Here is a 24,219-nt window from a genome sequence, read left to right on the forward strand (position 1 = left end):
GTTGCCCCCGTCCTTGAGGCTCGTTAGACAGGCGCCAAGCTAAGCCCATCGCGGTTACCAAAAGGTTAATCAACACAATGTCCGATCAGGTCGTCACCCGTTTCGCCCCTTCGCCTACCGGTTTTCTTCACATTGGCGGCGCGCGTACTGCGCTGTTCAACTGGCTCTATGCTCGTGGACGCGGCGGCAAGTTCCTGTTGCGGATCGAGGACACGGATCGGGAACGCTCGACCCCCGAGGCCACGGCGGCGATCCTGCAAGGGATGGCATGGCTGGGACTGGATCATGACGGAGATGTCATCAGCCAATTCGAAGGGGCTGCGCGTCATGCCGAAGTGGCGCATCAGCTTCTGGCAGAGGGCAAAGCCTACAAGTGTTTCTCGACCCAGGACGAAATCGCGGCTTTTCGTGAGCAGGCGCGGGCCGAGGGTAAATCGACCCTGTTCCGCAGCCCCTGGCGCGATGCTGATCCGGCCACGCATCCGGATATGCCCTTCGTGATCCGCATCAAGGCCCCGCAGGACGGCGCCACCGTGATCCGAGACCAAGTACAGGGTGACGTGACCATCCGGAACGACCAGTTGGACGACATGATTCTGCTGCGCTCGGACGGGACACCGGTCTATATGCTCGCGGTTGTGGTGGATGACCACGACATGGGCGTAACGCATGTGATCCGGGGTGACGATCACCTGAACAACGCCGCGCGCCAGATGATGATCTACGAAGCGATGGGCTGGGATGTTCCTGTCTGGGCCCATATCCCGCTGATTCACGGGCCGGACGGCAAGAAGCTGTCGAAGCGTCACGGTGCCTTGGGCACGCAGGAATATCAGGCGATGGGCTACCCCGCCGCAGGGATGCGCAACTATCTGGCCCGCCTCGGCTGGAGCCACGGCGACGACGAGTTCTTTACCGATGAACAGGCCAAAGAATGGTTCGATCTGGGTGGAATCGGCAAAAGCCCGGCGCGGTTCGATCTGAAAAAGCTCGAGAACCTGTGCGGCCAGCATATTGCGATCTCAGATGATGCTGCGCTGCGGCGTGAAATCGAAGCATACTTGGCAGCGGCCGGTCTGCCACCTCTCTCGGAGACACAATCCGGTGATCTGGAAAGCGCGATGTATTGTCTCAAGGACCGCGCGCGAACTTTCCCGGAACTGCTTGAAAAAGCGCATTTTGTACTGACCTCGCGCCCTATCGAGTGCGATGAGAAAGCCCAAAAGGCGCTGTCGTCTGTATCCGATGGTATACTGAGTGAATTGACGCCGCAGCTGCAAAATGTTAGCTGGTCCCGGAACGAGCTGGAGGAGGCTCTGAATTCCTTTGCAGAAGCAAAGGAGGTCAAGTTCGGTAAGCTGGCAGGCCCGCTTCGGGCGGCATTGGCTGGTCGGGCAGTCACTCCTTCGGTTTTTGACATGATGCTTGTGCTGGGGCGCGATGAAACCTTGGCGCGGCTTTCTGAAGCAGCGGATTAAACCCAATCTTCATATTCGGGTAACGCTGCACCGCTAACACACCCGGGCTGCGCGCCCGCGCGCAGTCATTGCCCGCAGGTCAGGGCGATGAACTGACCTGCGCACAAATGAAGAAGGGACAACCATGACTGATAGCAACAAGACAGCAACTCTGACCGTCCATGGCAAAGAGTATGAGTTGCCCGTTCACTCTCCAACTGCTGGGCCTGATGTTGTCGATATTCGCAAGCTTTACGGTCAGGCAGGTGTGTTCACCTACGATCCCGGCTTTACCTCGACCGCCAGCTGCGACAGCACCATCACCTATATCGACGGCGACAAAGGTGAGCTGTTGCACCGCGGCTACCCGATTGATCAGCTGGCCGAGAAATCCCACTTCCTCGAAGTCTGCTACCTGCTTCTTTACGGAGAACTGCCGGGCGCAAAAGATCTTGAAACCTTCGAATCCACGATCACGCGCCACACGATGCTGCACGAGCAGATGCAGTATTTCTACCGCGGCTTCCGTCGTGACGCGCACCCGATGGCCATCATGGTTGGTGTCGTCGGCGCGATGTCGGCCTTCTATCACGATTCGACAGACATCTCGGACCCGCATCAGCGCGAGGTCGCCTCGCACCGCCTGATCGCCAAGATGCCGACAATTGCGGCCTGGGCTTACAAGTATCACACCGGTCAGCCCTTCGTGTATCCGCGCAACGATCTGGACTATGCGTCGAACTTCCTGCGCATGTGTTTCAGCGTTCCGGCCGAAGAATATGAGGTGAACCCGATCCTCAGCCGTGCGATGGACCGCATCTTTACCCTGCATGCGGATCATGAGCAGAACGCCTCGACTTCGACCGTGCGTCTGGCCTCGTCTTCGGGCGCGAACCCGTTTGCCTGTATCGCTGCCGGTATCGCCTGCCTCTGGGGTCCGGCGCATGGTGGTGCGAACCAGGCCTGTCTTGAGATGCTGGAAGAGATCGGCACCGTCGATCGTATCCCGGAATATATCGCCCGCGCCAAAGACAAGAATGATCCGTTCCGCCTGATGGGCTTCGGCCACCGGGTTTACAAAAACTTCGACCCGCGTGCGAAGGTGATGAAGCAATCTGCGGACGAAGTGCTGGATCTGCTGGGTGTTGAAAACAACCCGAAACTGCAGGTCGCCAAAGAGCTTGAGAAAGAAGCTCTGCAAGATCCGTATTTCGCCGAGAAGAAGCTGTTCCCGAACGTGGACTTCTATTCGGGCATCATCCTCGAGGCGATGGGCTTCCCAACCTCGATGTTCACGCCGATCTTCGCCCTGTCGCGCACCGTCGGCTGGGTCAGCCAGTGGAAAGAGATGATCGCCGATCCTCAGAACAAGATTGGCCGCCCGCGTCAGCTGTATCTGGGCGAGACGAGCCGCGACTACGTGGATATCGAAAAGCGCTGAACCGCGCGCTAGACCAAACAAAACCAAGGCTCCGGGTGTTGCGGGGCCTTTTTTTGATCCTGATTTGTTGTAGCACTGCGTCACTTGCCCCGGCGGTTTTTGCGCCTGCTTCTCTCAGCCTAAGACCATGGATATGGTCTCGTGAAATTGTAGAAACCCTGTGTTGCGATGGTATGTCGGTTCCTTCAAATAGTCTTTCTGGCGTTCTTTGCGTTTCCGGCGTCTGGTTTGGCGCAAGGGATTCTTGAGGACATTTTCAAACAGATCCAGCGCGAAAACGCGGCGGGTTCTCTGGCAATTTTGGGCCTTGCTGGCATCCCTGATGACTCGGCCAGTGCGATCTCACTGCAATCGAACACGGGAAACCGCGAGTATGATTTCAAATCTGCGCAATTGGGCGGGGGCTTTCGACTGAGCGAAGGCGTGCCCATCTACCTTGAAGGCTATATAGGCTATGCGCGCTATGACCCGGTCCTGTTCTTTTCTGGCTCCGGCGAGACCACTACGTTGCCGCTCAAATGGACAAGCGCCGCTGTAACAGGCGGTATCGGTTACCAGTTCGACTTGGGAGAGCGCTGGAAACTGACGCCCATGGCCCATATCTCGATCGGGCGCACCCAGTCTGATGCCTCGGTCGCCACCCAAGTGATCGCCGAGCGGCTTGGCATCGAGGGGGAGTTTCTCGAAAGCGGTGGCCTCTGGGCTGGAGGTGCTGGCGGTTCGCTGACGCTGGACTACGCACGGCCTCAGACCAATGACCGAGAGTTCGAGATGAGCTTTCGCTACACCCATATCGAATACTGGCCCATTGGTGACGACGAAGACCTGTTGGTGCAATCGACGGCTGCAAATGCCGTGCTTTGGTCACGGTACCGGTTTCCGACAGGCGGTCGGATGTTTGGCCGCCCGGTTCGCTGGGTCGGAGATCTGTCTTTCTCTTACCTGATCGGGGATCAGTCACTGGTTCTGGGCACAGATTGGCTGGCACGCGTCGGCGGCGGGATCGAGGTCGATCTGTCCGACACCTGGGTTCCGTGGGTGAGCACCACGCGGATCATGGTGCGCTACTATGGTAGCGACACGGTCAACGGGTTCACAGCCGGGATCGGCATCAGCTTCTGACGTACCGTCTAAAACAGGCTCATCTGATCGCCCGGCTGCGGAGGTTTTGCGAAGAGATCGCGACGTAGCTCATCAGATTTCACCTTCAGGCCCAAACGTTTAACGGCCACCTTGAAGCGCTTTGCGATCAATTCGGCATACTCGCCTTCTCCGCGCATCCGATGACCCCAGCGCGGGTCATAGTCGCGACCACCATGCATTTCGCGCAGCCGTGCCATGACCTTTTCGGCCCGTGCGGGCTCATGTTCGGCCAGCCAGTCCTGCCACAGCGCCGATACCTCTCGGGGCAGGCGCAGCATGATCCAGCTCGCAGTGTCGGCGCCGGCATCATGCCCGGCCTCCAGCAGGGTCTCCAGCTCATGATCGGTTAGCCCGGGCACAACGGGCGAGGTCATCACCCGCACCGGCACCCCTGCCCCGGTGAGACGTCGGATGACCTCCAACCGCCGTTTGGGAGACGGAGCCCGCGGCTCCATTCGGCGAGATAGGCCCGCGTCCAAAGTTGTCAGCGATATCCCGACGCGTACCAGCCCCAGCGCTGCCATGGGCGCAAGAATATCCAGATCCCTCTCGACCAAGGTCCCTTTGGTCACGATCGCTATGGGGTGGTTGAAATCCCTCAGAACCTCAAGACAGGCCCGCGTGATCCCGCGTTCTTTTTCAACGGGTTGATAAGGGTCGGTGTTAGTGCCTAAGGCGATTGGCGCGACCCTGTAGGACCGCGCGGACAATTCCTTGCGTAATACCTCAGCCGCATTGCCACGCGCGGTCAAACGGGTCTCAAAATCCAGCCCTGCCGACAGTCCAAGGTAGGCATGACTGGGCCGCGCAAAGCAATAAACGCAGCCATGTTCGCACCCCCGATACGGGTTGATCGAGCGGTCGAACGGCAGGTCGGGAGAGCGATTATAGGTGATCACACTGCGCGCCACCTCGTCCCGAACCTCGGTTCTCAGAAGCGGTTGATCTTCTTCGATGTCCCAACCGTCATCCGTCTGGACCGTGGCAAGTTTTTCAAAGCGACCCGCGTCATTGGATGCGGTCCCTCGAGCGCGGATATTGGTTTGAGGCTGCATTTGTTCACCTTACGTTCCCACCCTATAGGTAAGCGAATACTGAACGCGAGGCAACCACCCCCTGTTTTTGCTAACCTGAGCCAGACACAGGATGATCATGCATATTATTCTGTCGCCCGATGCCGATTTTTGACATAAACGTCGGTCCCGAAACCGCCGAGGTCGCAATCGTCACAGTAAATCTGCGACGTTTTGGCCAAAACGAAAAAAATGCCACCCCGGGCCACGAGTCCGCATAGCTCAGGAAATCATCCCATGTCCGACGAAGAAGACATCATCCTGTCCGAACTGAATGACGAAGAGCTTGTTGAACAGATGTTCGACGATCTCTACGACGGTCTGAAAGAAGAGATCGAAGAAGGCACCAACATCCTTCTCGAGCGCGGCTGGACCCCCTACGACATCCTGACCAAAGCACTGGTCGGTGGTATGACTGTCGTTGGTCACGACTTCCGTGACGGCATCCTGTTCGTGCCCGAGGTTCTGCTGGCCGCCAACGCGATGAAAGGCGGTATGGCGATCCTGAAGCCTCTGCTGGCTGAAACTGGCGCACCGCGCGTTGGCAAGATGGTCATCGGCACCGTGAAGGGTGACATCCACGACATCGGCAAGAACCTTGTGTCGATGATGATGGAAGGCGCAGGTTTCGAAGTTGTCGACATCGGCATCAACAACCCGGTTGAAAACTACCTGGAAGCGCTGGAAAACGAACAGCCCGACATCCTGGGCATGTCCGCCCTGCTGACCACCACAATGCCATACATGAAGGTCGTGATCGACACGATGGTGGAACAAGGCCTTCGCGACGACTACATCGTTCTGGTCGGCGGCGCGCCGCTGAACGAAGAGTTCGGCAAAGCCATCGGTGCAGACGGTTACTGCCGTGACGCCGCCGTTGCGGTTGAGATGGCAAAGGACTTTGTCTCGCGCAAGCACAACCAGTTGGCGGGATAAGAACACCGTTTTATGTTCTGAAGGGGCCGCTCGATTTCGGGCGGCCTTTTTTGTTCCAAGCCACGGTTTCGGGCGAAATCACCCGGACCAGCCAGCCAGAGGACCCCGGAATGTCACAGAACCAACATCCCGATGACGCCAGTCTGACGACCGATGGATATGACGAAACCGGCAAGGGCCGTATTCTGTTGCTGGCCTGTGGGGCCTTGGCGCGCGAGATTCTGGATCTCAAGACCCGCAAGGGCTGGGACCATATGGATCTGACCTGCCTGCCCGCGATCCTTCATGTTCACCCTGAGAAGATCACTCAGGCCGTCGAGGATGCAATTGCCAAGCATCGTGAGAAATACGATCAGGTTTTCGTGGTCTACGCAGATTGCGGCACCGGCGGCCTGCTGCAACAGGCGTGCGACCGGCTGGGTGTCGAGATGGTCAAAGGCCCACATTGCTATTCGTTTTTCGAGGGGAATGAGGTCTTTGCCGCGAAGGGTGAGGACGAGACAACCGCCTTCTACCTGACCGATTTTCTGGCCCGGCAGTTCGACGCCTTTGTCTGGAAACCGCTGGGTCTGGATCGCCACCCCCAACTGCGAGACATGTATTTCGGGAACTACACCAAACTGGTCTATCAAGCCCAAACAGATGATCCCGCGCTGACGGCGCGCGCGCAGGAATGCGCCGAGCGTATGGGTCTGGATTTTGAGCGTCGCCTGACCGGCTATGGCGATCTGGAAACTACGCTGACCGATTGGGCGACGAGAACCCGCTGACGCTACGCTTTCTCCTGCGCGACTTCACGGATGCGTTCGATCATCGCCCTCAGACCGTTCGACCGCTGAGCGGACAAGTGGTCATTCAGGCCCAGCCGCGCAAGCTCTCCGCCAGCGTCGACCTTGATCACCTCGGCCACTGGCAAGTCGTTGTAAAGCAGACGTAAAACCGCGATCAGGCCACGGACGATCAGCGCATCGCTATCCCCATCGAACCGAAACACGCCACCGTCGATCATCGGGTGCAGCCACACCTGGCTGGCGCAGCCGTCGACTTTGGTGGCTGGAACTTTGAGCGCGTCGTCCAGCGGCTCCATCGCTTTGCCTTGTTCAATCACATGGCGATAGCGGTCCTCCCAATCCTCGAGGAACTCGAAATCTTCGACAATTTCTTCAAAGGCGGGCGTTGCCATGGCGCGGCGGTCCTTCTGTTTCATTCACAAGTGTGACCTATGCCGACGATAGCCCCCTGTCCAGCCCTCGCCGTGGCTTTTCAAGGCAGGCAAATTACGCTAACCCATTGCATGAATGACTGTTAAAGCCGTGGGTCCATGCAAAAATCACTGTCTCTTCTTGTCGTCGCCGCGTTGACCCTGTCTGCCTGCAACAGCTGGCGCGATTCGCGGGCGAACCCGTCCAACTGGTTTGGATCCAGCCAACCCGCCCCAGTCGAAACCGCTCCGGTGGACGAGGCCTATGCCCTGGTCCCCAAACAGCGCGAGGGCATCGGCCTGTTTGACCGCCCCGAAGAAGAAGACACCAGCGTTCCGATTGCAAAAATCGACGAGTTGCGGATCGACGCAACGCCAACCGGAGCGATCGTCTATGCCTCGGGCACGGCGCAACGCCAGGGCGCGTTCAACGCCCGTCTGGTTCCCGTGGAGTCGGAAGAAAACCAGAAGAACGGCGTGATGGAGTTTACGTTCCGAGTGAACTACCCCAAGGCGCAAACGGCGCAGGGCACTGAGCGTTCGCGCATGGTCTCCGACGCCATCAACGTCTCCCGACAGGAGCTTGAAGGCATTCGTCTGGTCCGTGTGGTCGGCCAGCAAAACGCCTTGGAATCGCGCCGCCGCTAAACGGTCAGAGGGGCACGACCTTCACGTTTTGCCCCTTTGCAGCCAGTGCGATCTTGCCTTCGCACAGCTTCAGAGCATCCTCACCGAACACCTCGAACCTCCAGCCGGTCATGGAGGGAAGGCCGCGCTCGCCCGCTGCAATCTGGTCCAGTTCGGCGCTGGTGGCGATCAGCTTTGCCGCCACGCCCGAGCTTTCGGTTTTCGATTTCAGCAGCACCCGCAACAGATCGGCCAGCGCTGGGTTCACCTTTAGTTTGTCGCGGCTCGTGTCGACCTTGGGCAGCTGTTCGGGCGGACAGTTCACACCCTTTTTGACAGCCGCCAGAATGCCTTCCGCAATCGCCCCCTTGCGCGCTTCTCGCAGCAATAGGCGCGAGCCGCCAAGGTCCGACGGCGTTTTGGGTTTGGTCGAGGCCAGCTCGATCAGCGCGTCATCCTTGAACACGCGATTGCGCGGGATGTTGTTGTCCTGTGCGTGAGATTCGCGGAACTGTGCCAACTCTCGCACAACCGCCAGAAACTTGGCCGAATTCGTCCGCGTTTTGACACGTTTCCACGCATCTTCGGGCCGGATGTCATAGGTGCCGGGCTGGGTCAGGATGCGCAGTTCCTCGGATACCCAATGGCTGCGCTTGGTTTTCTCAAGCTCAGCCGCGAGATGTTCGTAGATCTTGCGCAGATGGGTCACATCGGCCAGCGCATATGTCTTTTGCGCATCTGTCAAAGGACGCCGCGACCAGTCAGTAAAGCGCGAGGTTTTATCCACCCCCTGCTTGCAGATCTTGCGCACCAGCGTCTCATAGCCGACCTGTTCGCCAAAGCCGCAGACCATCGCGGCAACCTGCGTGTCAAACAGCGGGGTTGGAAATACGTTCGCATCGACCCAGAAGATTTCCAGATCCTGACGCGCGGCGTGGAACACTTTGACCACGCCCTCATTCCGGAACAGCTCATAGAGCGGCTCAAGCGAGATGCCATCGGCCAATGGGTCGACCAGAACGGCACTGTCTTCATCCTCAGAAGGGACGGCCAACTGGACCAGACACAGTTTTGAATAGTAGGTCCGCTCGCGCAGAAATTCGGTATCTACAGTGACATAGGGAAAGGCAGCAGCAGCCGAGCAGAAATCAGCCAGCTCTTGCGTCGTTGTCAGAGTTCTCATGCGCCGTACTATTCTTGTTCTTTGTGTGACTGCCCGTTTTTCTACCGTCCCGAGCGTTATCGGCGACCATAGGACGAATTTCCGCCGGGTGTAAATCACCCAAGGGCGATCAGGGCAGCATAAGAACGGACCTGTTGCCTTCCACATACCGCCGCAGCACCGACGGGTAGAGCTGATGCTCATAAAGCAGCACTTTGGCGGCGAGGCTGTCGGGGGTGTCCTCGGGTGCAATGGTTACCCGCGCCTGCCCCAGAATTGGGCCATCATCCAGCGCTGCGGTGACCTCATGCACGGTGCAGCCGTGTTCGGCATCGCCTGCTTCGATCGCGCGGGCATGGGTGTGCAGGCCTTTGTATTTCGGCAGCAGCGAGGGATGAATGTTCAGCATCCGTCCTTGAAAGCGCGAGACGAAATCGCCGGTCAGAACCCGCATGAACCCGGCCAGACAGACGATATCAGGTTGCGCAGCCTCAAGCGGTTTCAGGAGTTCCGCCTCAAACGCCGCCCGATCCCCTTTGAAGGGGCGGTGATCAACCACGGCCGTTTCGATGCCGCGATCCCGCGCCTTTGCCAGACCACCGGCCTGCGCGTCGTTGGACAGAACCAGACATGGGCGCGCAGGATGGTCTCGGGTCATGCTGTCGACCAGAGAGACCATGTTCGACCCGCCGCCGGAAATCAGGATCGCGACGCGCCTGTGGCTCACAGCAGTTCGCCCGAATAGGCCACGCCAACCGCGTTAGTCACGGTGCCGATGCGCGACACAGTCTCACCCGCCTCGGCCAGCAATTCAGTCAGTACCTCAGCCTGATCGGCAGCGCAGACCACGATCAGGCCGATGCCGCAGTTGAAGGTCTTCAACATCTCAGCTTCGGCAATCCCGCCAGTTTCGGCCATCCAACCGAAGACGGGCGGCAGGTCCCATGCGTCCAGATTGATCTCAGCACCCAGCCCTTCGGGCAGAACACGCGGCAGGTTTTCGGTCAGACCGCCGCCGGTGATATGAGCCAGCGCATGCACACCCCCGGCGCGGATCGCAGCCAGAGCAGGCTTCACATAGAGCCGCGTCGGCGTCAGCAGCGACTCGCCCAGCGTGCCGTCGCTAAACGGCGAGTCGGCCTCCCAACCCAGCCCGGAAATTTCGACCAGTTTGCGCACCAGAGAGTAGCCGTTGGAATGCACCCCGTTCGAGGCCAGCCCCAGCAGAACGTCCCCTGCTTGCACACCGTCGGGCAGATCGGCACCCCGCTCCATCGCTCCGACCGAGAACCCGGCCAGATCGAAATCACCATCGGGATACATGCCCGGCATCTCGGCGGTTTCGCCACCGATCAGGGCGCAACCCGACTGCGCGCAGCCTTCGGCAATGCCTTCGATGATCCGCGCGGCGGTGTCGGTGTCCAGCTTGCCGGTGGCGAAATAATCAAGGAAGAACAATGGCTCAGCGCCCTGACAGATCAGGTCGTTGACGCACATGGCGACCAGATCAATGCCGACGCCATCGACAACACCGGTATCAATCGCAATCCGCAGCTTGGTGCCAACACCGTCGGTGGCCCCCACCAGAATGGGGTCTTCATAGCCTGCGGCCTTGAGGTCAAACAGCGCGCCGAACCCGCCCAGACCGCTCATGACTCCGGGGCGATTGGTGCGTTTGGCGGCAGGCTTGATGCGGTCGACCAGGGCGTTGCCTGCATCAATATCCACACCCGCGTCGGCGTAGGTGATTCCGTTCTTGCCCGCTGTCATGGCCTATCCCTCATGAATGGTTTGCGGGCGGGTTAGTCGATTGTGCGCTTTGATGCAACGGTCAGGCTTGACGCGGGCGATCACCGTGGTACTCAAAGCGCTCAGGCGGGCCTGTAGCTCAATTGGTTAGAGCAGAGCGCTCATAACGCTTTGGTTGCGGGTTCAAGTCCTGCCGGGCCTACCAAATTCCGCTGTTTTCCTTAGAATACCACACCTCTAGCGCCCTACGATGATGTCGGCACACAGCCCGCCCAGTCTCTCGCTTTTGCCAAGGCGCAAGACGCCGCCATGGGCGCGGGCGATGTCGGCGACGATGGCAAGGCCCAGCCCCACACCGCTTCCTTGGTTCTGATTGCGTGCAGGGTCCAGGCGGGAAAAGGGCTTAACGGCCTCGGTCCGCTGTTCGGGAGGGATACCCGGCCCATCATCCTCGACCCGGATGCGCAGCGATTTGGGCGTCAGCGTCAGGCTGACATCCGCCTTGCTGCCATAGCGCACGGCATTGCCGATCAGGTTCTCGACCGCCCGGCGCATGGCCGATGGTCGCAACATCGCTGTCCCCTGCCCGTCGACGGTAACCAGTTCCGCCTTATGGCCAGCCCGTCTTGCATCGCTGACGATCTGCGTCAGCAAATCTTCGGGATCGACCTCTTCAGGAGCACCTTCGGCAGCACCGCGGGAAAAGTCGAGGAACGCATCCAGAAGCGATTGCATCTCTGTTACGTCCTGCTGCAACGGCGCAGCCTCTTCTTCGGGCAGCATTGACAGACCCAGTTTCAGCCGTGTCAGCGGAGTACGCAGGTCATGGCTGACACCCGATAGCATCATTGTTCGCTGCTCCATCTGCCGCTCGATCCGCGCCCGCATGTCGAGAAAAGCGTTGCCTGCCGCCCGGACCTCGACCGCGCCGCCGGGGGAATACGGCACCACCCGTCCTCGACCAAAAGCCTGTGCCGCATCCGCAAGCCGTGTGATGGGCCGGAGCTGGTTGCGCATGTATAGAAACGAGATCGAGGTCATGATGATGGCAAAAAAAACCATCGTCACGATCAACTGATGCGGCGCCGCAGGGGACAGACGCCGTCGATCAAAGGTCAGCTGCAACAGACCCAGATGAGTGGGCATATAGAGGCGCGCCTCTTGCCCGCTGGGCAGGGCAACCGCCTCAAGGTCAGGCAATTCCGCCATCAGATCTGCCTCAACCTGTGGCGCAATAAAGTCGTACCATCTGCGCCGGCCGATTTCCGGCATCTCATCCGCATCGAGGAACTGCATATTCATCGACAGAGCGCTCAGATCGGGACGCACGGCGGCCAGCGCCTGTTGCCGGGTCTCAGATTCGGCCATGGTCTGAGTGATCAGTCGGACCTCACGCGCGGCGGCTTGCGTCATTTGCGCGGTCACGTCCTCCAGATGCTTTTGCAGGAACGCAATGCCCACCACCAGCAGCAAGGCCACCACCGGCAGGACGAGAATCAGCGCAGCCCGGACATACAGGCCGCGCGGCATATAGGGTTTGAGCCATTGCGTGGACATGCGCTAAACCTAGCGGGCTGCCCGGACAAGAGAAAGAGGACAGAATGCAGGCACCTGACGAATTCAACCCGCCAGCTGGCGTGGCGCAGGAGCTGCATCCGGGTTTGCAGCGCATTCTGGCTCCGAATCCGTCGCCGATGACGTATCGGGGCACGAACACCTATCTTCTGGGCACGCGGGATCTGGCGGTGATCGACCCCGGACCGCTGAGCGGCGCGCATCTTGAGGCGATTCTGGACGCGCTGACACCCGATCAGAGAATCAGCCACATCCTCGTGACCCACACCCATCTGGATCATTCGCCTCTGGCCGCCCCTCTCGCGGCCCGCACGGGTGCCCCGATTCTGGCCTTTGGAGGCCCTGAGGCCGGGCGCAGTGCGGTCATGGCCGACCTCGCCAAAAGTGGCATGGTGCAAGGCGGAGAAGGTATCGACACCGCATTCCGGCCAGATATCGAATTGGCGGACGGAGAACGCATCACGGGCGACGACTGGCAGCTCGAGGTCATCCACACCCCCGGTCATCTGGGCAATCACATCGCGCTGGCTTGGGGCGATATCTGCTTTACGGCGGATCACGTGATGGGTTGGGCCAGCTCGCTCGTCTCTCCCCCCGACGGAGACCTCACCGACTTCATGGCGGCCTGTCATCGGCTGAAACAGCGCGACTGGTCTGTCTTTCACGCAGGCCATGGCGCGCCGATCGAAAACCCTGCTGAGCGGTTGGAGTGGTTGATTCAACATCGCTTGGGGCGAGAAGCGCAAATCCTGGCGGCTCTGGCAGATCGGCAAGGCTCGGCCCGGCAATTGGCCGAGCGTATCTACACCGATACCCCTAAAGCCCTGCTGCCCGCAGCCGAGCGTAACGTCCTGGCGCATTTGATTGATTTGGCAGGAAAATCCAAAGTCACCTACGATGGCCCGCTTGCGTCAGATGCGGTTTTCCGGCGGCGGTTGTGAGTGCGTCAAAAAATTCTGATTTCTCGCGCTTCCCCTCTGGACGTCAAAAATCGGGGTTGTTATACGCCCCTCAGTTCCGGCGTAGCTCAGCGGTAGAGCAGTTGACTGTTAATCAATTGGTCGTAGGTTCGATCCCTACCGCCGGAGCCAATCTTCTCAGCAAAATCTGGTGAAATTGGTCATGGTCCAGACGGGCCTGAACTGCGCTTTGCTGATCGGCAGAAAAAACTTTTCATCCCCCACTGGACGCCGCGAAAACAGCTTGCTATACGGCGCGAACCGTTCCGGCGTAGCTCAGCGGTAGAGCAGTTGACTGTTAATCAATTGGTCGTAGGTTCGATCCCTACCGCCGGAGCCAATTCCCCCAGATCACCCCGTCAAAGCGTCGGCAAACTGCGTGCGCAAGGTCCGTTTCAGCACCTTTCCCGTGGCGTTCAACGGCAGAGCGTCGATGAACACAACCTTGTCCGGCACTTGCCATTTGGCGATCTTGCCATCGAAGAAGGATAGCAGTTCTTCCTCTGACGGCTCCTCTCCCTCGGCCTTCACGGCGACCAGAATCGGACGCTCGTCCCATTTGGGGTGCGGCACCCCAACCACTGCAGCTGTGGCGAGTTTTGGATGGGCGACTGCGATGTTTTCCAACTCGACCGAGCTGATCCATTCGCCGCCTGATTTGATGATGTCCTTGGAGCGGTCGCGGATCGTCATGTAGCCGTCTGCATCCAGCGTTGCGACGTCCCCGGTGGCGAACCAGCCGTCCTGCAGAAGCGCCTCGTCCTGCATCTGGAAATAGCTGTCCAGCACCCATGGGCCACGCACCATCAGGTCGCCTTGGGTTTCGCCGTCATGGGGCAAATCGTTACCGTCGTCATCCACGATCTTCAGCTCAACCCCATAGGGAGGCCGCCCCTGGCTTTCGCGTAGACGGTGCTGCTCGTCGATCGGCAGGTCGCGATGTTTGGCAATCGGGACATTGGTTGAGCCCAGCGGACTCATTTCACTCATGCCCCAGGCGTGGACGGTGTCAACGTCGTAGACCTCGCGGAAGGTTTCGATCATCGAGGGTGGACAAGCGGCGCCTCCGATTACGGTGCGCTCAAGACTGGCGAGATTGCTGTCGGATTGCGCGGCGTGGGCCAGAAGGCCTTGCCAAATCGTAGGAACACCCATCGCGACCGTCACGCTATAGGTGTCAATCAGGTTGACGAGTGCCTCACCATGCAGTCCCGGCCCAGGCAAAACCATGCGCGAGCCGGACATGGCGCAGCCATAGGGCGACCCCCAGGCATTGACATGGAACATCGGCACCACGGGCATCACGACATCCATCGCCGAATAGCCAATGACGTCTCGCGCATTCGAGGCAAAGCCATGCAATACGGTCGAGCGATGCGAGTACAGCACCCCTTTGGGATGGCCCGTCGTGCCCGAAGTGTAACACAGGCCGGAGGCCGTGTTTTCATCCAAGTCCGGCCATGCGAAATCGGCATCACCCGTCTCGATCAACTCGTCATAGAATTGCAACCCGTCGATCTGCGCTGCCGCTTCGTCGTCACGCGGGCCCATCAGCACAAAGTGATGAACCTCGCCGAGACCTTCTTGCAACGCGGCGACCAGAGGGATGAAGGTGGCATCAAAAAACAGAACGCGATCCTGGGCGTGGTTGATGATGTAGGTCAGCTGCTCGGGGAAGAGGCGTGGATTGATCGTGTGACACACGAAACCGGCGCCCGAAGTGGCATAGTAGATCTCAAGGTGGCGGCGATTGTTCCAGGCCAGAGTGCCGATGCGGTCCTGCGGTTCCAGTCCAAGCTTGGTCAATGCCGATCCCAACCGGCGAGCGTTGCGGGCCACTTCGGACCAATTGGTCTGCGTTACGGTGCCGTCCGTCTCAACCGACACGATTTCCGTCTGACCGTGGTAGCGCTCGGCGTGATCAATCAGTGACGAGATCAGCAAGGGCTGCGTCATCATCTGTCCCAGCATGGACATCCTCCCTTTTTTGTTCAGGCCACGCTGTCGGCGGCCATTCCGTGCTTAGAGTGATACGCGGGCAGGTGGCCGGGTGATCAATCTTGACGGTTCATTGGGGAGAACCCTGCCAAGCAATTATTTGTCTGACAATAAAAAGATTGCAGACCGAGATTGGCCTGGGCCGCATTTCACCACGTCAATTGCGGTGGCGCAGGGCATAGGCGACCAAGGCGGCGGTCGAGCCATCCTTGTCGTCCGCGCTCTCTTCTCCGTCCACGATCGGCCCGAGCGAGGTGGCAAGTTCTTTGCCCAATTCGACACCCCATTGATCGAAGGAATTGATGCCCAGAAGAACGCCTTCGACGAACACCCGATGTTCATAAAGCGCAATGATCTGCCCCAGCACAAAGGGCGTCAGCTTGGGATAGATCAAGGTGGTCGAGGGCCGGTTGCCCGGAAACACCCGATGCCGTGCCTGACGGTCGAGTTCGTCGCCTTGCAAGCCTTTGGCGGCCATTCGGGCGCTGGCTTCGTCAAGCGAACGACCGCGCATCAAGGCCTCGGACTGCGCAAGGCAGTTGGCCAAAAGCAGGCGGTGGTGATGGGCCAGCTCCGGCTCATGTCCTTCAGCGGCGACCATGAATTCGCAGGGGATCACGTCGGTGCCCTGATGGATCAACTGGTAGAAGGCATGCTGACCATTGGTGCCTGGCTCACCCCAAACAACAGGCCCGGACGGCATTGTCAGTGCGCTGCCATCCATTGCGACCGATTTGCCGTTCGATTCCATCTCAAGCTGCTGGAAATAGGCCGGCAGGCGCAACAGCCGTTGGTCATAGGGCAACACCGCGCGGCTGGCATGGCCCAGCACCTGACGATGCCAGATTCCGACCAAGGCGAGCATCACTGGCACGTTCTCGGACCAGTCGGCCGAGCGGAAATGCAGGTCCATCGCCTGTCCGCCCCGCAGGAACGCATCGAACGCATTTGAGCCAATCGCGATCATCACCGGCAATCCGACAGGACCCCAGACAGAGTACCGCCCTCCGACCCAATCCGCGAAACCGAATACGCGGTCCTCTGGGATGCCGAAGGCCTGCGTTTTGTCCAACGCGCTTGAGACGGCGGCGAACTGCTTGGCGGGGTCTCCTCCGCCCTCGCTCATCCATGCCCGCGCGGTGCGGGCGTTGGTCATGGTTTCAATCGTTGTGAAGGTTTTTGAGGCCACGATCACCAATGTTCGGGTCGGGTCCAACTGGCGCAACGTATCCGCTATATGCGCGCCATCGACGTTCGAGACATAGTGCAAACGCGGACCGTCATGGTAGGGCGACAGCGCATGGGACGCCATCACCGGCCCCAGATCCGAACCTCCGATGCCGATATTCACCACATCGGTAAAGCTGCCCCCTGCCCCGGCTGCCGTGCCTCCGCGCACCTCCTCGGCGAAGACACGCATCCGCTGCAAAGTGTCCAGAACGTCCGGCATGACATCCTGACCATCGACCTCAACAGCGCCGCCGTCCAGGTTTCGCAACGCCGTGTGCAACACCGCTCGATCTTCGGTCTCGTTGATCTTCTGGCCAGAAAACATCGCCTCACGGCGCGCGGCCAGATCGGCTTGGTTGCACAATTGGATCAAAGCATCCCGGATCTCGCCGTTGATCTGCGTTTTTGAGTAGTCGAACAGCATATCGCCGGTTGAGGCAGAGAACCCCTGTGCACGATCCGCGTCCACTTCGAACAGGTCGAGAATGCGCGCCTGCTGCGATGCTGCCAGTGCTTTCAATCTATCCAGCTGCATGGCTCACTCCGCCCAATGCACGGTCATGCCGCCCAGAACGGCCGCAATCGGGGCCTCTTCAGGCGGCAGAGACATGGCCTTCTCAAGCGCTTCCCGCTTCTCAGCGCCGAAGATGATCAGATGTTTCGACAAGGCCCCATCCAGGACCGGAGCCGTCAGGGTGATGCGCGGTTCCGGTTGCACATCCGTTCGCGCCACGGCCAGCGTCGGCGCGTTGCTGTCCAACGCCTCGGCCAACCCCTGCATTCCGGGAAACAGTGAGGCTGTGTGCATATCGCCTCCCATCCCCAACACCAGTACCGACAAAGGCAGCACCGGTGCGATCAATGATTCGATCTCAGGCAGAGCGTCCTCGGGTGCGGCCCCAGGGACATAGAGAGGTACATATTGCGCCACCGAGGCGCGGTTGGTCAGTAGACGCTCGCGGATCAGACGCTCGTTCGAGCGGTCACTGTCCGCAGGCACACAGCGTTCGTCGGTCGGCAGCACGCGTATCCGCGCCCAGTCCAGATCTGCTGCACATAGGACATCAAAAACCGGCCCCGGAGTCGTCCCGCCCGGCACTGCGAGGGCCACCGTGTCGTCATGCAACAACGCGGCCTCCAATTCTCCGGCCAATGCGTTGGCCACATCGATCGCCAACATGTCGCGGTCGGCATATTTCTGAATATTCATGGCTTGATTCCCTGCCAGTGGCGACCGTCTCGTTTCATCAGCAGCTCGGCGTCGCCCGGCCCTGTGCTGCCACTGTCATAGGGTTTGGGGACATCACCCCGCGCCTGCCATCCGGCGATGATCGGATCGGTCCAGGCCCAGGCGGCCTCGACCTCATCACCACGCATGAACAGGGTCTGGTTGCCCCGGATCACGTCCATGATCAGCCGTTCATAAGCATCGGGCGGGTCCTGATTTTCCGGCCCGAGCGCCTCGGCAAAGCTCATATCGAGCGGCACGTCGATCAGACGCATACCTCCTTGCCCCGGCTCTTTAATGGTCACCTTCAGGGTGATCCCCTCATTCGGTTGCAACCGGATGGACAAGGCATTGGCGTGTCGCCCTGCTGCCTCACCAAAGATCGAATGCGGTGCATCCTTGAACTGCACGTTGATCACCGACGAGCGCGCCACCAGCTGCTTGCCGGTGCGCAGGTAGAACGGCGTCCCAGCCCATCGCCAGTTGCTTATATGCGCCTTCAGGGCCACGTAGCTTTCCGTGGTCGAACGAGGATTTCCGACAACCTCACGATAGCCCGCCCCATCGGCCTCAGCAAACTGCCCGCGTACAATGTGGTGCGGCTCAACCGGATCAAGCGCGCGGATGACCTTGAGCTTTTCGTCACGCACGGCATCGGGATCGAATTTTGCGGGCGGCTCCATTGCGATCAGGCAGAGCAGTTGCATCAGGTGGTTCTGCACCATGTCGCGCATGGCTCCGGCGCGCTCGTAATAGTCCTCACGCCCTTTGACGCCGACCGTTTCGGCCACGGTGATCTGGATGTGATCTACGTATTGGCTGTTCCAGAGCGGCTCGAACAGCATGTTGCCAAACCGCACGGCCATCAGGTTCTGGACGGTTTCTTTCCCCAGATAGTGGTCGATCCGATAGATCTGCCCTTCGTCGAAATGCGCCGCCAGCGTCGCATTCAAATCCCGCGCGCTTTCCAGATCGTGGCCAAAGGGTTTTTCAACCACGATGCGAGTGTCCTCGGTCGCAAGCGCATGTGCGCGGATACGTTCGGCCAGAGGGGCAAACAGGCTGGGACCGACCGAGAAATAAAACGCGCGCACCCGGTCCGGGGTCAGTTTGCCTGCCAGCTCATCCCACCCGCCGGTTGAGAGCGCATCCAGCTGGACGTAGTCGAGGCGCTGCAGGAAACCTTGCAGATTCTCAACCTCGCCCGACCGTCTGGGCGCATAGCTCCGCAACGACTCGGCCACGAGTTTTCGGAACGCATCCGTCGAAAGTTCACTGCGCGCCGCCGCAATGATGCGTGCGCTTTCGGGCCACTGCCCCGCGCAGAACCTGCGAAACAAGGCGGGCAGGATCTTGCGCTGCGCAAGATCTCCGGTGCCGCCGAAAATGACCAGATCGAACGGATCGACGGGAATGACGCGTGAAACCATGAGTTGTCCTTAACCTGCCCCTAAGGTCATGTCCAATGTTAGCGCAATCATCAGCACTTCTTTTTTCCGACACATGACCCGAAAACCACCTCTTATTCGACTGGTAAAGCCAAAGTAATCCAAATCACTGAGGGACGCGGCGGTTTTCCGCTATAGATGTAACAGGATCATTCCAGTTTGGGTTGTTGAGATGAACAAGTTTCTGTTTTTTCTGTTTACATGTTTCGCCGCCCCGCTATGGGCGCAAGAGCGTTTGGCCCTTGTGATCGGCAATAATCAGTACAACTCGGTCGTTGATCTGAAGAAAGCCGTCGCCGATGCCGAGGCCGTTTCCGACAAGCTGGAAGATCTGGGCTTTGAAACCATCCAAGGTCTGAACCTCGACCGACGCGGCATGAACCAGAAAATCGCGGACTTCACGGCCCGGCTCGAGGCTGGCGATACCGCTTTTGTGTTCTTCGCCGGTCACGGGGTCGAGATCGACGGCGAGAATTACCTGCTGCCCACCGATATCGTCGCGCCCTCGTCCGGCGAGACCGATTTCGTGAAATCCGAATCCATCGCCCTTTCGAATCTGCTGGACCGCGTCCGTGCCACCGGCGCGCGCACTTCCATCGCGATCATAGACGCCTGCCGCGACAATCCGTTCGAGACTGTATCGGGGCGCAGTGTCGGGCGTACTCGCGGCTTGGGTCGCATCAACGCGCCTGAGGGTATGTTCGTGATCTTCTCCGCCGGGGCTGGCCAGATGGCCCTGGACCGCCTTAGCGATGATGAACCCGCGAAGAACTCAGTCTTCACCCGCGCGTTGCTGCCGCGCCTGTCAGAACCGGGTCTTGAGCTGCGCAGCATGGTATCGGACCTGCGGCGCGAGGTGCGCGACCTGTCCCGCACTGTTCAGCACACGCAAATCCCCGCTTACTATGATGAGCTGCTGGGAGAGTTCTATTTCACCCCTGCTGTCGCAACAGTCCCGCGGACCACGCCAACGCCCCCGACAGATGACATGCGCGCGGATCTAGAGCTTGCGCGCTCGGTCGGGACGGTGACCGCGCTGGACGCCTTTCTTGAGAAATACGAGGATCAGTCCGAGAACTACTCCTACGAGGTGGCTCTGCAGCTACGCGACAGCCTAGCCTCGGTCGAATTGCCAATCGAGACAGAGCGAACTCCGGCCCCCGAAGCCACAAACACCCCGGTCATTTCAGATTCGCGCGAAGTGATGCGCGCCACGCAATCGGCCTTGAACGCGCTGGGCTGCAGTGCCGGAGGCGCAGATGGTGTCGCCGGACCACGCACAAGACAGGCCTTTGCACGCTACCGCGACGCGAGCGCGTCGCAATTGGGGGCAGATGATTTGGGAACTCAGCACGCATTGGAAGAGTTGCAGGGCAAAAGCGGCACGATCTGCAAGGTTGTCGCTGCACCGGCACCCACACCGGCCCCTGCCCCGTCTGTGTCAGCGAGTGTGACGATGGCTGGCACCTGGCAGTTCAAGGCCACTTGCGCGGTGGTCGTCAAAGTGACCGGAACAGTGCGCTACTCTCATGCCGGTGGCAATAAATACACCGGGAGCCTCACCGACTCGCTGGGTCAAAAAGCCAACACGGTGATCTATGTGAATGACCAACAGATCAGCGGCACCGACTATTTCCCCGGCATCACGGTTCAATGGCGCGGTCGTCTTTCTGAAGATGGCAACAGCTTTACCAGCTCGGGCTCAACCGGGTGTTCAGTCTACGCATGGCGCGCCGGATAAGGCGTCAGTTTACGCGGAATTCACCCACCATATTGCGCCACTCCCCCGGCGCGATCATCTTGCGATGGGTGAACTTGACCGAGTGCAAAGGCCCCTCAATCTCACGCTGCCAAAAGTCGATGAATTCGAACAGTTTCGGATGATCCGGCGCGAGATCATATTCCTGCCAGATAAACGTATTCAGGACATGGATATAGTCGGGCATATGGTAGAAGAATTCCGCCGTCGTCAGACCGTATCCCTTCAGTATCAATTCGGTTTCGCTTTGCTGCATTCAGACCTCCGATTTCATTCAGGGTCTCTCTATGATAGCAGCAAAACCACCTAACAGTTGGATAACAAGATGTTACCCGAGTGTTACTTTGGATTTTCACACGCGGATTCGTTGCTTGCTTGCACCTTATGTGCCGGGTCTGATAGAGTGGAACCACAAAATATAGAGTCTGCACAAGAAACGAGCAGTTTACGTGAGCGATACGCCAGAAACACCTGAAAACATGGATGAAACCCCGCCCGAGCGCCCTGTCTATGACGGCCCGACGGTCTCCATCGAATCCGAGATGCGCACGTCCTATCTGGACTATGCCATGTCGGTCATCGTTTCCCGCGCGATCCCCGATCTGCGCGATGGTTTGAAACCCGTGCATCGGCGGATTTTGTACGCGATGCACGAGACGGGTAACACGCATGACAAGGCCTATCGCAAATCGGCCCGTCCGGTCGGCGATGTGATGGGTAAATACCACCCGCATGGCGACAGCGCGATCTATGATGCGCTGGTGCGGATGGCGCAGGATTTCTCGATGTCGCTGCCGCTGCTGGACGGTCAGGGCAACTTTGGCTCGATGGACGGCGACAACCCGGCAGCCATGCGTTACACCGAAGTGCGGATGGACAAACCTGCCGCTGCCCTGCTGGCTGATATCGAAAAAGAAACGGTCGATTTTCAGGACAACTACGACGGCAAGGACAAAGAGCCGACCGTCCTGCCCGCCCGCTTCCCGAACATGCTGGTCAATGGCGCTGGCGGTATTGCCGTGGGCATGGCGACGAATATCCCGCCGCACAATCTGGGCGAGGTAGTTGATGCAACGCTGGCGCTGATTGACGACCCGGATCTGACCTCGGAACAACTGATCGAATACGTCCCCGGCCCCGATTTCCCGACCGGCGGCGTTATGCTGGGTCGTTCCGGTGCGCGCAAAGCTTACTTGGAAGGCCGTGGCAGTGTCATCATCCGCGCCAAGACACGGGTCGAGGAACTGCGTAAAGACCGTTACGCGATCGTCGTGGATGAGATTCCCTATCAGGTGAACAAAGCCTCGATGATCGAAAAAATCGCCGAAGCCGTGCGCGAAAAGCGCATCGAAGGCGTGTCCCACGTACAGGACGAATCTGACCGCAACGGTGTGCGCGTGGTGGTCGAGTTGAAACGCGACGCGACACCTGAGGTGGTGCTGAACCAGCTTTATCGCTTCTCACCGATGCAGACCTCGTTCGGCTGCAACATGCTGGCCCTGAATGGTGGTCGGCCCGAGCAACTGACCCTGCGCCGGTTCCTGACATCCTTCATCGACTTCCGCGAGGATGTCGTCGCCCGCCGCACCGCATACGATCTGCGCAAAGCTCGCGAGCGGAGCCACATCCTCTGTGGTCTAGCGGTGGCCGTCTCGAATGTGGACGAAGTGGTTGCAACCATCCGGTCCTCCGCCGACGCTGCCGAGGCGCGTGAAAAGCTGATGACGCGCCGCTGGCCTGCGGCCGAGATCGAAGGCTATCTGCGCCTGATCGACGACCCGCTGTCCAAGATGAACGACGACGGCACCTATAACCTGACCGAAGTTCAGGCCCGTGCGATCCTCGAGTTGCGCCTGCAGCGCCTGACCCAACTGGGCGTCAAAGAGGTCACGGACGAGCTGGAACAACTGGCCGCCAAGATCAAGGAATATCTGGATATTCTGTCCTCGCGCGAACGGATCATGTCGATCATTGGCGATGAGCTGCGCGAAGTCCGCGATCAATTCGCGGTACCCCGTCGCACCGAGATCGTCGATTGGTCCGGCGACATGGAAGACGAGGACCTGATTGAACGCGAAGACATGGTCGTGACCGTCACCTCGGGCGGCTATATCAAACGTACTCCGCTGGCCGATTTCCGGGCGCAAAAGCGTGGCGGCAAGGGCCTGTCGGGGATGCAGACCAAGGAAGAGGACGTGGTCACCACCCTCTTCGTGGCCAACACCCATACGCAGCTGCTGTTCTTCACGACCGATGGCATGGTCTACAAGCTGAAGACCTGGCGCCTGCCGCAATCGGGGCGCACCGGCAAGGGCAAGGCGATCGTCAACATCCTGCCAATCCCGACCGGGGTCTCCATCGCGGCGATCATGCCGGTCGACGTTCCGGACGAGGAATGGGAGAACCTTCAGGTCGTCTTCGCCACTAGCGCAGGCACCGTACGGCGCAACCGCCTGTCCGACTTCACCAATGTGAAGCGTAACGGCAAGATCGCCATGAAGTTCGAAGATGAGCACGCCGAGACGAAGCTGATCAACGCGCGCATCTGCTCGGAAGAGGATGATGTGATGCTGGTCACTAAATCCGGCCGTGCAATCCGCTTCCCAACGACGGATGTGCGGGTGTTCAACAGCCGCTCCTCGGTCGGTGTGCGCGGTGTGCGCCTGTCCGGCAATGACGAAGTGGTTTCGATGTCCGTCATCCGCCACTTCGATGCGACCTCGGATGAGCGGGCCGCCTACCTCAAGATGCGCCGTCTGATGGCGGGCGTTACCGATGAGGCCGAGGGCGATGAGGATGAAGGCAATGCCGACAGCGTGTTGCCTCAGGAACGCTATGCCGAGATGTCGGCCGCCGAGAACCTGATCCTGACCATTACAGCGGGCGGTGCGGGCAAGCTGAGCTCCAGCCACGACTACCCCGTCCGCGGACGTGGCGGTATGGGCGTTGCCGCAATGGACAAAGCGATGCGCGGCGGCGAACTTGTCGCTTCCTTCCCGGTCGAGATCGACGATCAGATCATGCTGGCGACGTCGAAGGGCCAGTCGATCCGTGTGCCGGTCGATGGCATTTCCTTCCGGTCCCGCAGCGCCGGCGGCGTGCGGGTATTCAACACCGGCAAGGGTGAAGAGGTCGTCAGCGTCGCCTGGATCGCCGATCAGGGCGATGAGGACGAGGCCGAGGAATAGTCTTGCAGCTAGAGAACATGAAACAGGCGCTATCCGAACCCGGGC

At 59.5% G+C, this 24,219-nt stretch carries 20 protein-coding genes and 3 tRNA genes; 12 read left to right on the forward strand and 11 right to left on the reverse strand.

The window, feature by feature from the left end; genetic code table 11:
- Window positions 1–77: 77 nt before the first annotated feature.
- The 3 genes from gltX (at window position 78) to J7394_RS13220 (ending at window position 4,020) form a co-directional block, all read left to right on the forward strand.
- A complete protein-coding gene (gene gltX / locus J7394_RS13210) occupies window positions 78–1,478 on the forward strand; it encodes a glutamate--tRNA ligase (protein ID WP_209253651.1) in 1,401 nt (466 codons plus the stop codon).
- Between the two features lie 124 nt (window positions 1,479–1,602).
- Window positions 1,603–2,898, forward strand: coding sequence for a citrate synthase (gene gltA, locus J7394_RS13215; protein ID WP_209253653.1), 1,296 nt, complete (start codon window positions 1,603–1,605; stop codon window positions 2,896–2,898).
- A gap of 228 nt (window positions 2,899–3,126) precedes the next feature.
- Entirely contained in the window at window positions 3,127–4,020 is an 894-nt protein-coding gene (locus J7394_RS13220) for an autotransporter domain-containing protein (RefSeq protein ID WP_247748211.1), read from the forward strand.
- 8 nt (window positions 4,021–4,028) lie between these two features.
- On the opposite strand, the gene J7394_RS13225 is transcribed toward J7394_RS13220, so the two are convergent.
- The gene (locus J7394_RS13225) at window positions 4,029–5,096 is read right to left on the reverse strand and encodes a PA0069 family radical SAM protein (RefSeq protein ID WP_209253657.1); all 1,068 of its coding nucleotides are present in this window, start codon (window positions 5,094–5,096) and stop codon (window positions 4,029–4,031) included.
- Between the two features lie 255 nt (window positions 5,097–5,351).
- On the opposite strand from J7394_RS13225, the gene J7394_RS13230 reads away from it, so the two are divergent.
- Entirely contained in the window at window positions 5,352–6,050 is a 699-nt protein-coding gene (locus J7394_RS13230; RefSeq protein WP_209253659.1) for a B12-binding domain-containing protein, read from the forward strand.
- 110 nt (window positions 6,051–6,160) lie between these two features.
- Entirely contained in the window at window positions 6,161–6,820 is a 660-nt protein-coding gene (locus J7394_RS13235) for a DUF1638 domain-containing protein (protein WP_209253661.1), read from the forward strand.
- A 2-nt stretch (window positions 6,821–6,822) separates the two neighbouring features.
- On the opposite strand, the gene J7394_RS13240 is transcribed toward J7394_RS13235, so the two are convergent.
- Window positions 6,823–7,233: a SufE family protein gene (locus J7394_RS13240; protein WP_170374327.1), complete on the reverse strand. Its 411-nt coding sequence runs from the start codon at window positions 7,231–7,233 to the stop codon at window positions 6,823–6,825.
- A 138-nt stretch (window positions 7,234–7,371) separates the two neighbouring features.
- On the opposite strand from J7394_RS13240, the gene J7394_RS13245 reads away from it, so the two are divergent.
- A complete protein-coding gene (locus tag J7394_RS13245; RefSeq protein ID WP_209253663.1) occupies window positions 7,372–7,899 on the forward strand; it encodes a hypothetical protein in 528 nt (175 codons plus the stop codon).
- 4 nt (window positions 7,900–7,903) lie between these two features.
- Here J7394_RS13245 and rnd read toward each other — a convergent pair whose 3' ends face one another.
- The 3 genes from rnd to purM form a co-directional block, all read right to left on the reverse strand.
- Window positions 7,904–9,061 carry a ribonuclease D gene (gene rnd, locus J7394_RS13250; RefSeq protein WP_209253665.1) on the reverse strand — a complete coding sequence of 386 codons (1,158 nt, stop codon included), beginning with the start codon at window positions 9,059–9,061 and terminating at the stop codon, window positions 7,904–7,906.
- Between the two features lie 109 nt (window positions 9,062–9,170).
- Window positions 9,171–9,767 carry a phosphoribosylglycinamide formyltransferase gene (purN, locus tag J7394_RS13255; protein WP_209253667.1) on the reverse strand — a complete coding sequence of 199 codons (597 nt, stop codon included), beginning with the start codon at window positions 9,765–9,767 and terminating at the stop codon, window positions 9,171–9,173.
- Window positions 9,764–10,810, reverse strand: a complete 1,047-nt coding sequence (gene purM / locus J7394_RS13260; protein ID WP_209253669.1) for a phosphoribosylformylglycinamidine cyclo-ligase — start codon at window positions 10,808–10,810, stop codon at window positions 9,764–9,766. The genes purN and purM overlap by 4 nt, the downstream gene beginning before the upstream one ends.
- A 107-nt stretch (window positions 10,811–10,917) precedes the next feature.
- On the opposite strand from purM, the gene J7394_RS13265 reads away from it, so the two are divergent.
- A tRNA-Ile gene (locus tag J7394_RS13265) sits at window positions 10,918–10,994 on the forward strand.
- 32 nt (window positions 10,995–11,026) lie between these two features.
- On the opposite strand, the gene J7394_RS13270 is transcribed toward J7394_RS13265, so the two are convergent.
- Window positions 11,027–12,346: an ATP-binding protein gene (locus tag J7394_RS13270; RefSeq protein ID WP_209253671.1), complete on the reverse strand. Its 1,320-nt coding sequence runs from the start codon at window positions 12,344–12,346 to the stop codon at window positions 11,027–11,029.
- 44 nt (window positions 12,347–12,390) lie between these two features.
- Between J7394_RS13270 and J7394_RS13275 the strand changes: the two genes are divergently transcribed.
- The 3 genes from J7394_RS13275 to J7394_RS13285 all read left to right on the forward strand — a co-directional run bounded on the left by J7394_RS13275 (window position 12,391) and on the right by J7394_RS13285 (window position 13,663).
- A complete protein-coding gene (locus J7394_RS13275) occupies window positions 12,391–13,305 on the forward strand; it encodes an MBL fold metallo-hydrolase (RefSeq protein ID WP_209253672.1) in 915 nt (304 codons plus the stop codon).
- A 75-nt stretch (window positions 13,306–13,380) separates the two neighbouring features.
- Window positions 13,381–13,455: transfer RNA gene (locus J7394_RS13280), tRNA-Asn, on the forward strand.
- Between the two features lie 133 nt (window positions 13,456–13,588).
- Window positions 13,589–13,663 (forward strand) — tRNA-Asn (locus J7394_RS13285).
- Window positions 13,664–13,674: 11 nt separating this feature from the next.
- Here the strand turns inward: J7394_RS13285 and J7394_RS13290 are convergent.
- The 4 genes from J7394_RS13290 to zwf form a co-directional block, all read right to left on the reverse strand.
- A complete protein-coding gene (locus J7394_RS13290; protein ID WP_209253673.1) occupies window positions 13,675–15,294 on the reverse strand; it encodes a long-chain-fatty-acid--CoA ligase in 1,620 nt (539 codons plus the stop codon).
- A gap of 184 nt (window positions 15,295–15,478) precedes the next feature.
- Window positions 15,479–17,086 carry a glucose-6-phosphate isomerase gene (gene pgi / locus J7394_RS13295; protein WP_209253674.1) on the reverse strand — a complete coding sequence of 536 codons (1,608 nt, stop codon included), beginning with the start codon at window positions 17,084–17,086 and terminating at the stop codon, window positions 15,479–15,481.
- A 3-nt stretch (window positions 17,087–17,089) separates the two neighbouring features.
- Entirely contained in the window at window positions 17,090–17,761 is a 672-nt protein-coding gene (pgl, locus tag J7394_RS13300; protein ID WP_209253675.1) for a 6-phosphogluconolactonase, read from the reverse strand.
- On the reverse strand, window positions 17,758–19,209 hold the full coding sequence (gene zwf, locus J7394_RS13305) for a glucose-6-phosphate dehydrogenase (protein WP_209253676.1): 1,452 nt from the start codon (window positions 19,207–19,209) through the stop codon (window positions 17,758–17,760). The genes pgl and zwf overlap by 4 nt, the downstream gene beginning before the upstream one ends.
- Window positions 19,210–19,399: 190 nt before the next feature.
- Here zwf and J7394_RS13310 point away from each other — a divergent pair, with 190 nt between their 5' ends.
- Window positions 19,400–20,968, forward strand: a complete 1,569-nt coding sequence (locus J7394_RS13310; protein WP_209253677.1) for a caspase family protein — start codon at window positions 19,400–19,402, stop codon at window positions 20,966–20,968.
- Between the two features lie 4 nt (window positions 20,969–20,972).
- On the opposite strand, the gene J7394_RS13315 is transcribed toward J7394_RS13310, so the two are convergent.
- Window positions 20,973–21,242, reverse strand: a complete 270-nt coding sequence (locus J7394_RS13315) for an usg protein (RefSeq protein WP_209253679.1) — start codon at window positions 21,240–21,242, stop codon at window positions 20,973–20,975.
- A gap of 193 nt (window positions 21,243–21,435) precedes the next feature.
- Between J7394_RS13315 and gyrA the strand changes: the two genes are divergently transcribed.
- Window positions 21,436–24,174: a DNA gyrase subunit A gene (gene gyrA / locus J7394_RS13320; protein WP_209253681.1), complete on the forward strand. Its 2,739-nt coding sequence runs from the start codon at window positions 21,436–21,438 to the stop codon at window positions 24,172–24,174.
- Window positions 24,175–24,219: the final 45 nt, after the last annotated feature.

This window comes from Ruegeria sp. R13_0 (assembly GCF_017743995.1).
In the GTDB taxonomy this organism is placed as follows: domain Bacteria; phylum Pseudomonadota; class Alphaproteobacteria; order Rhodobacterales; family Rhodobacteraceae; genus Ruegeria.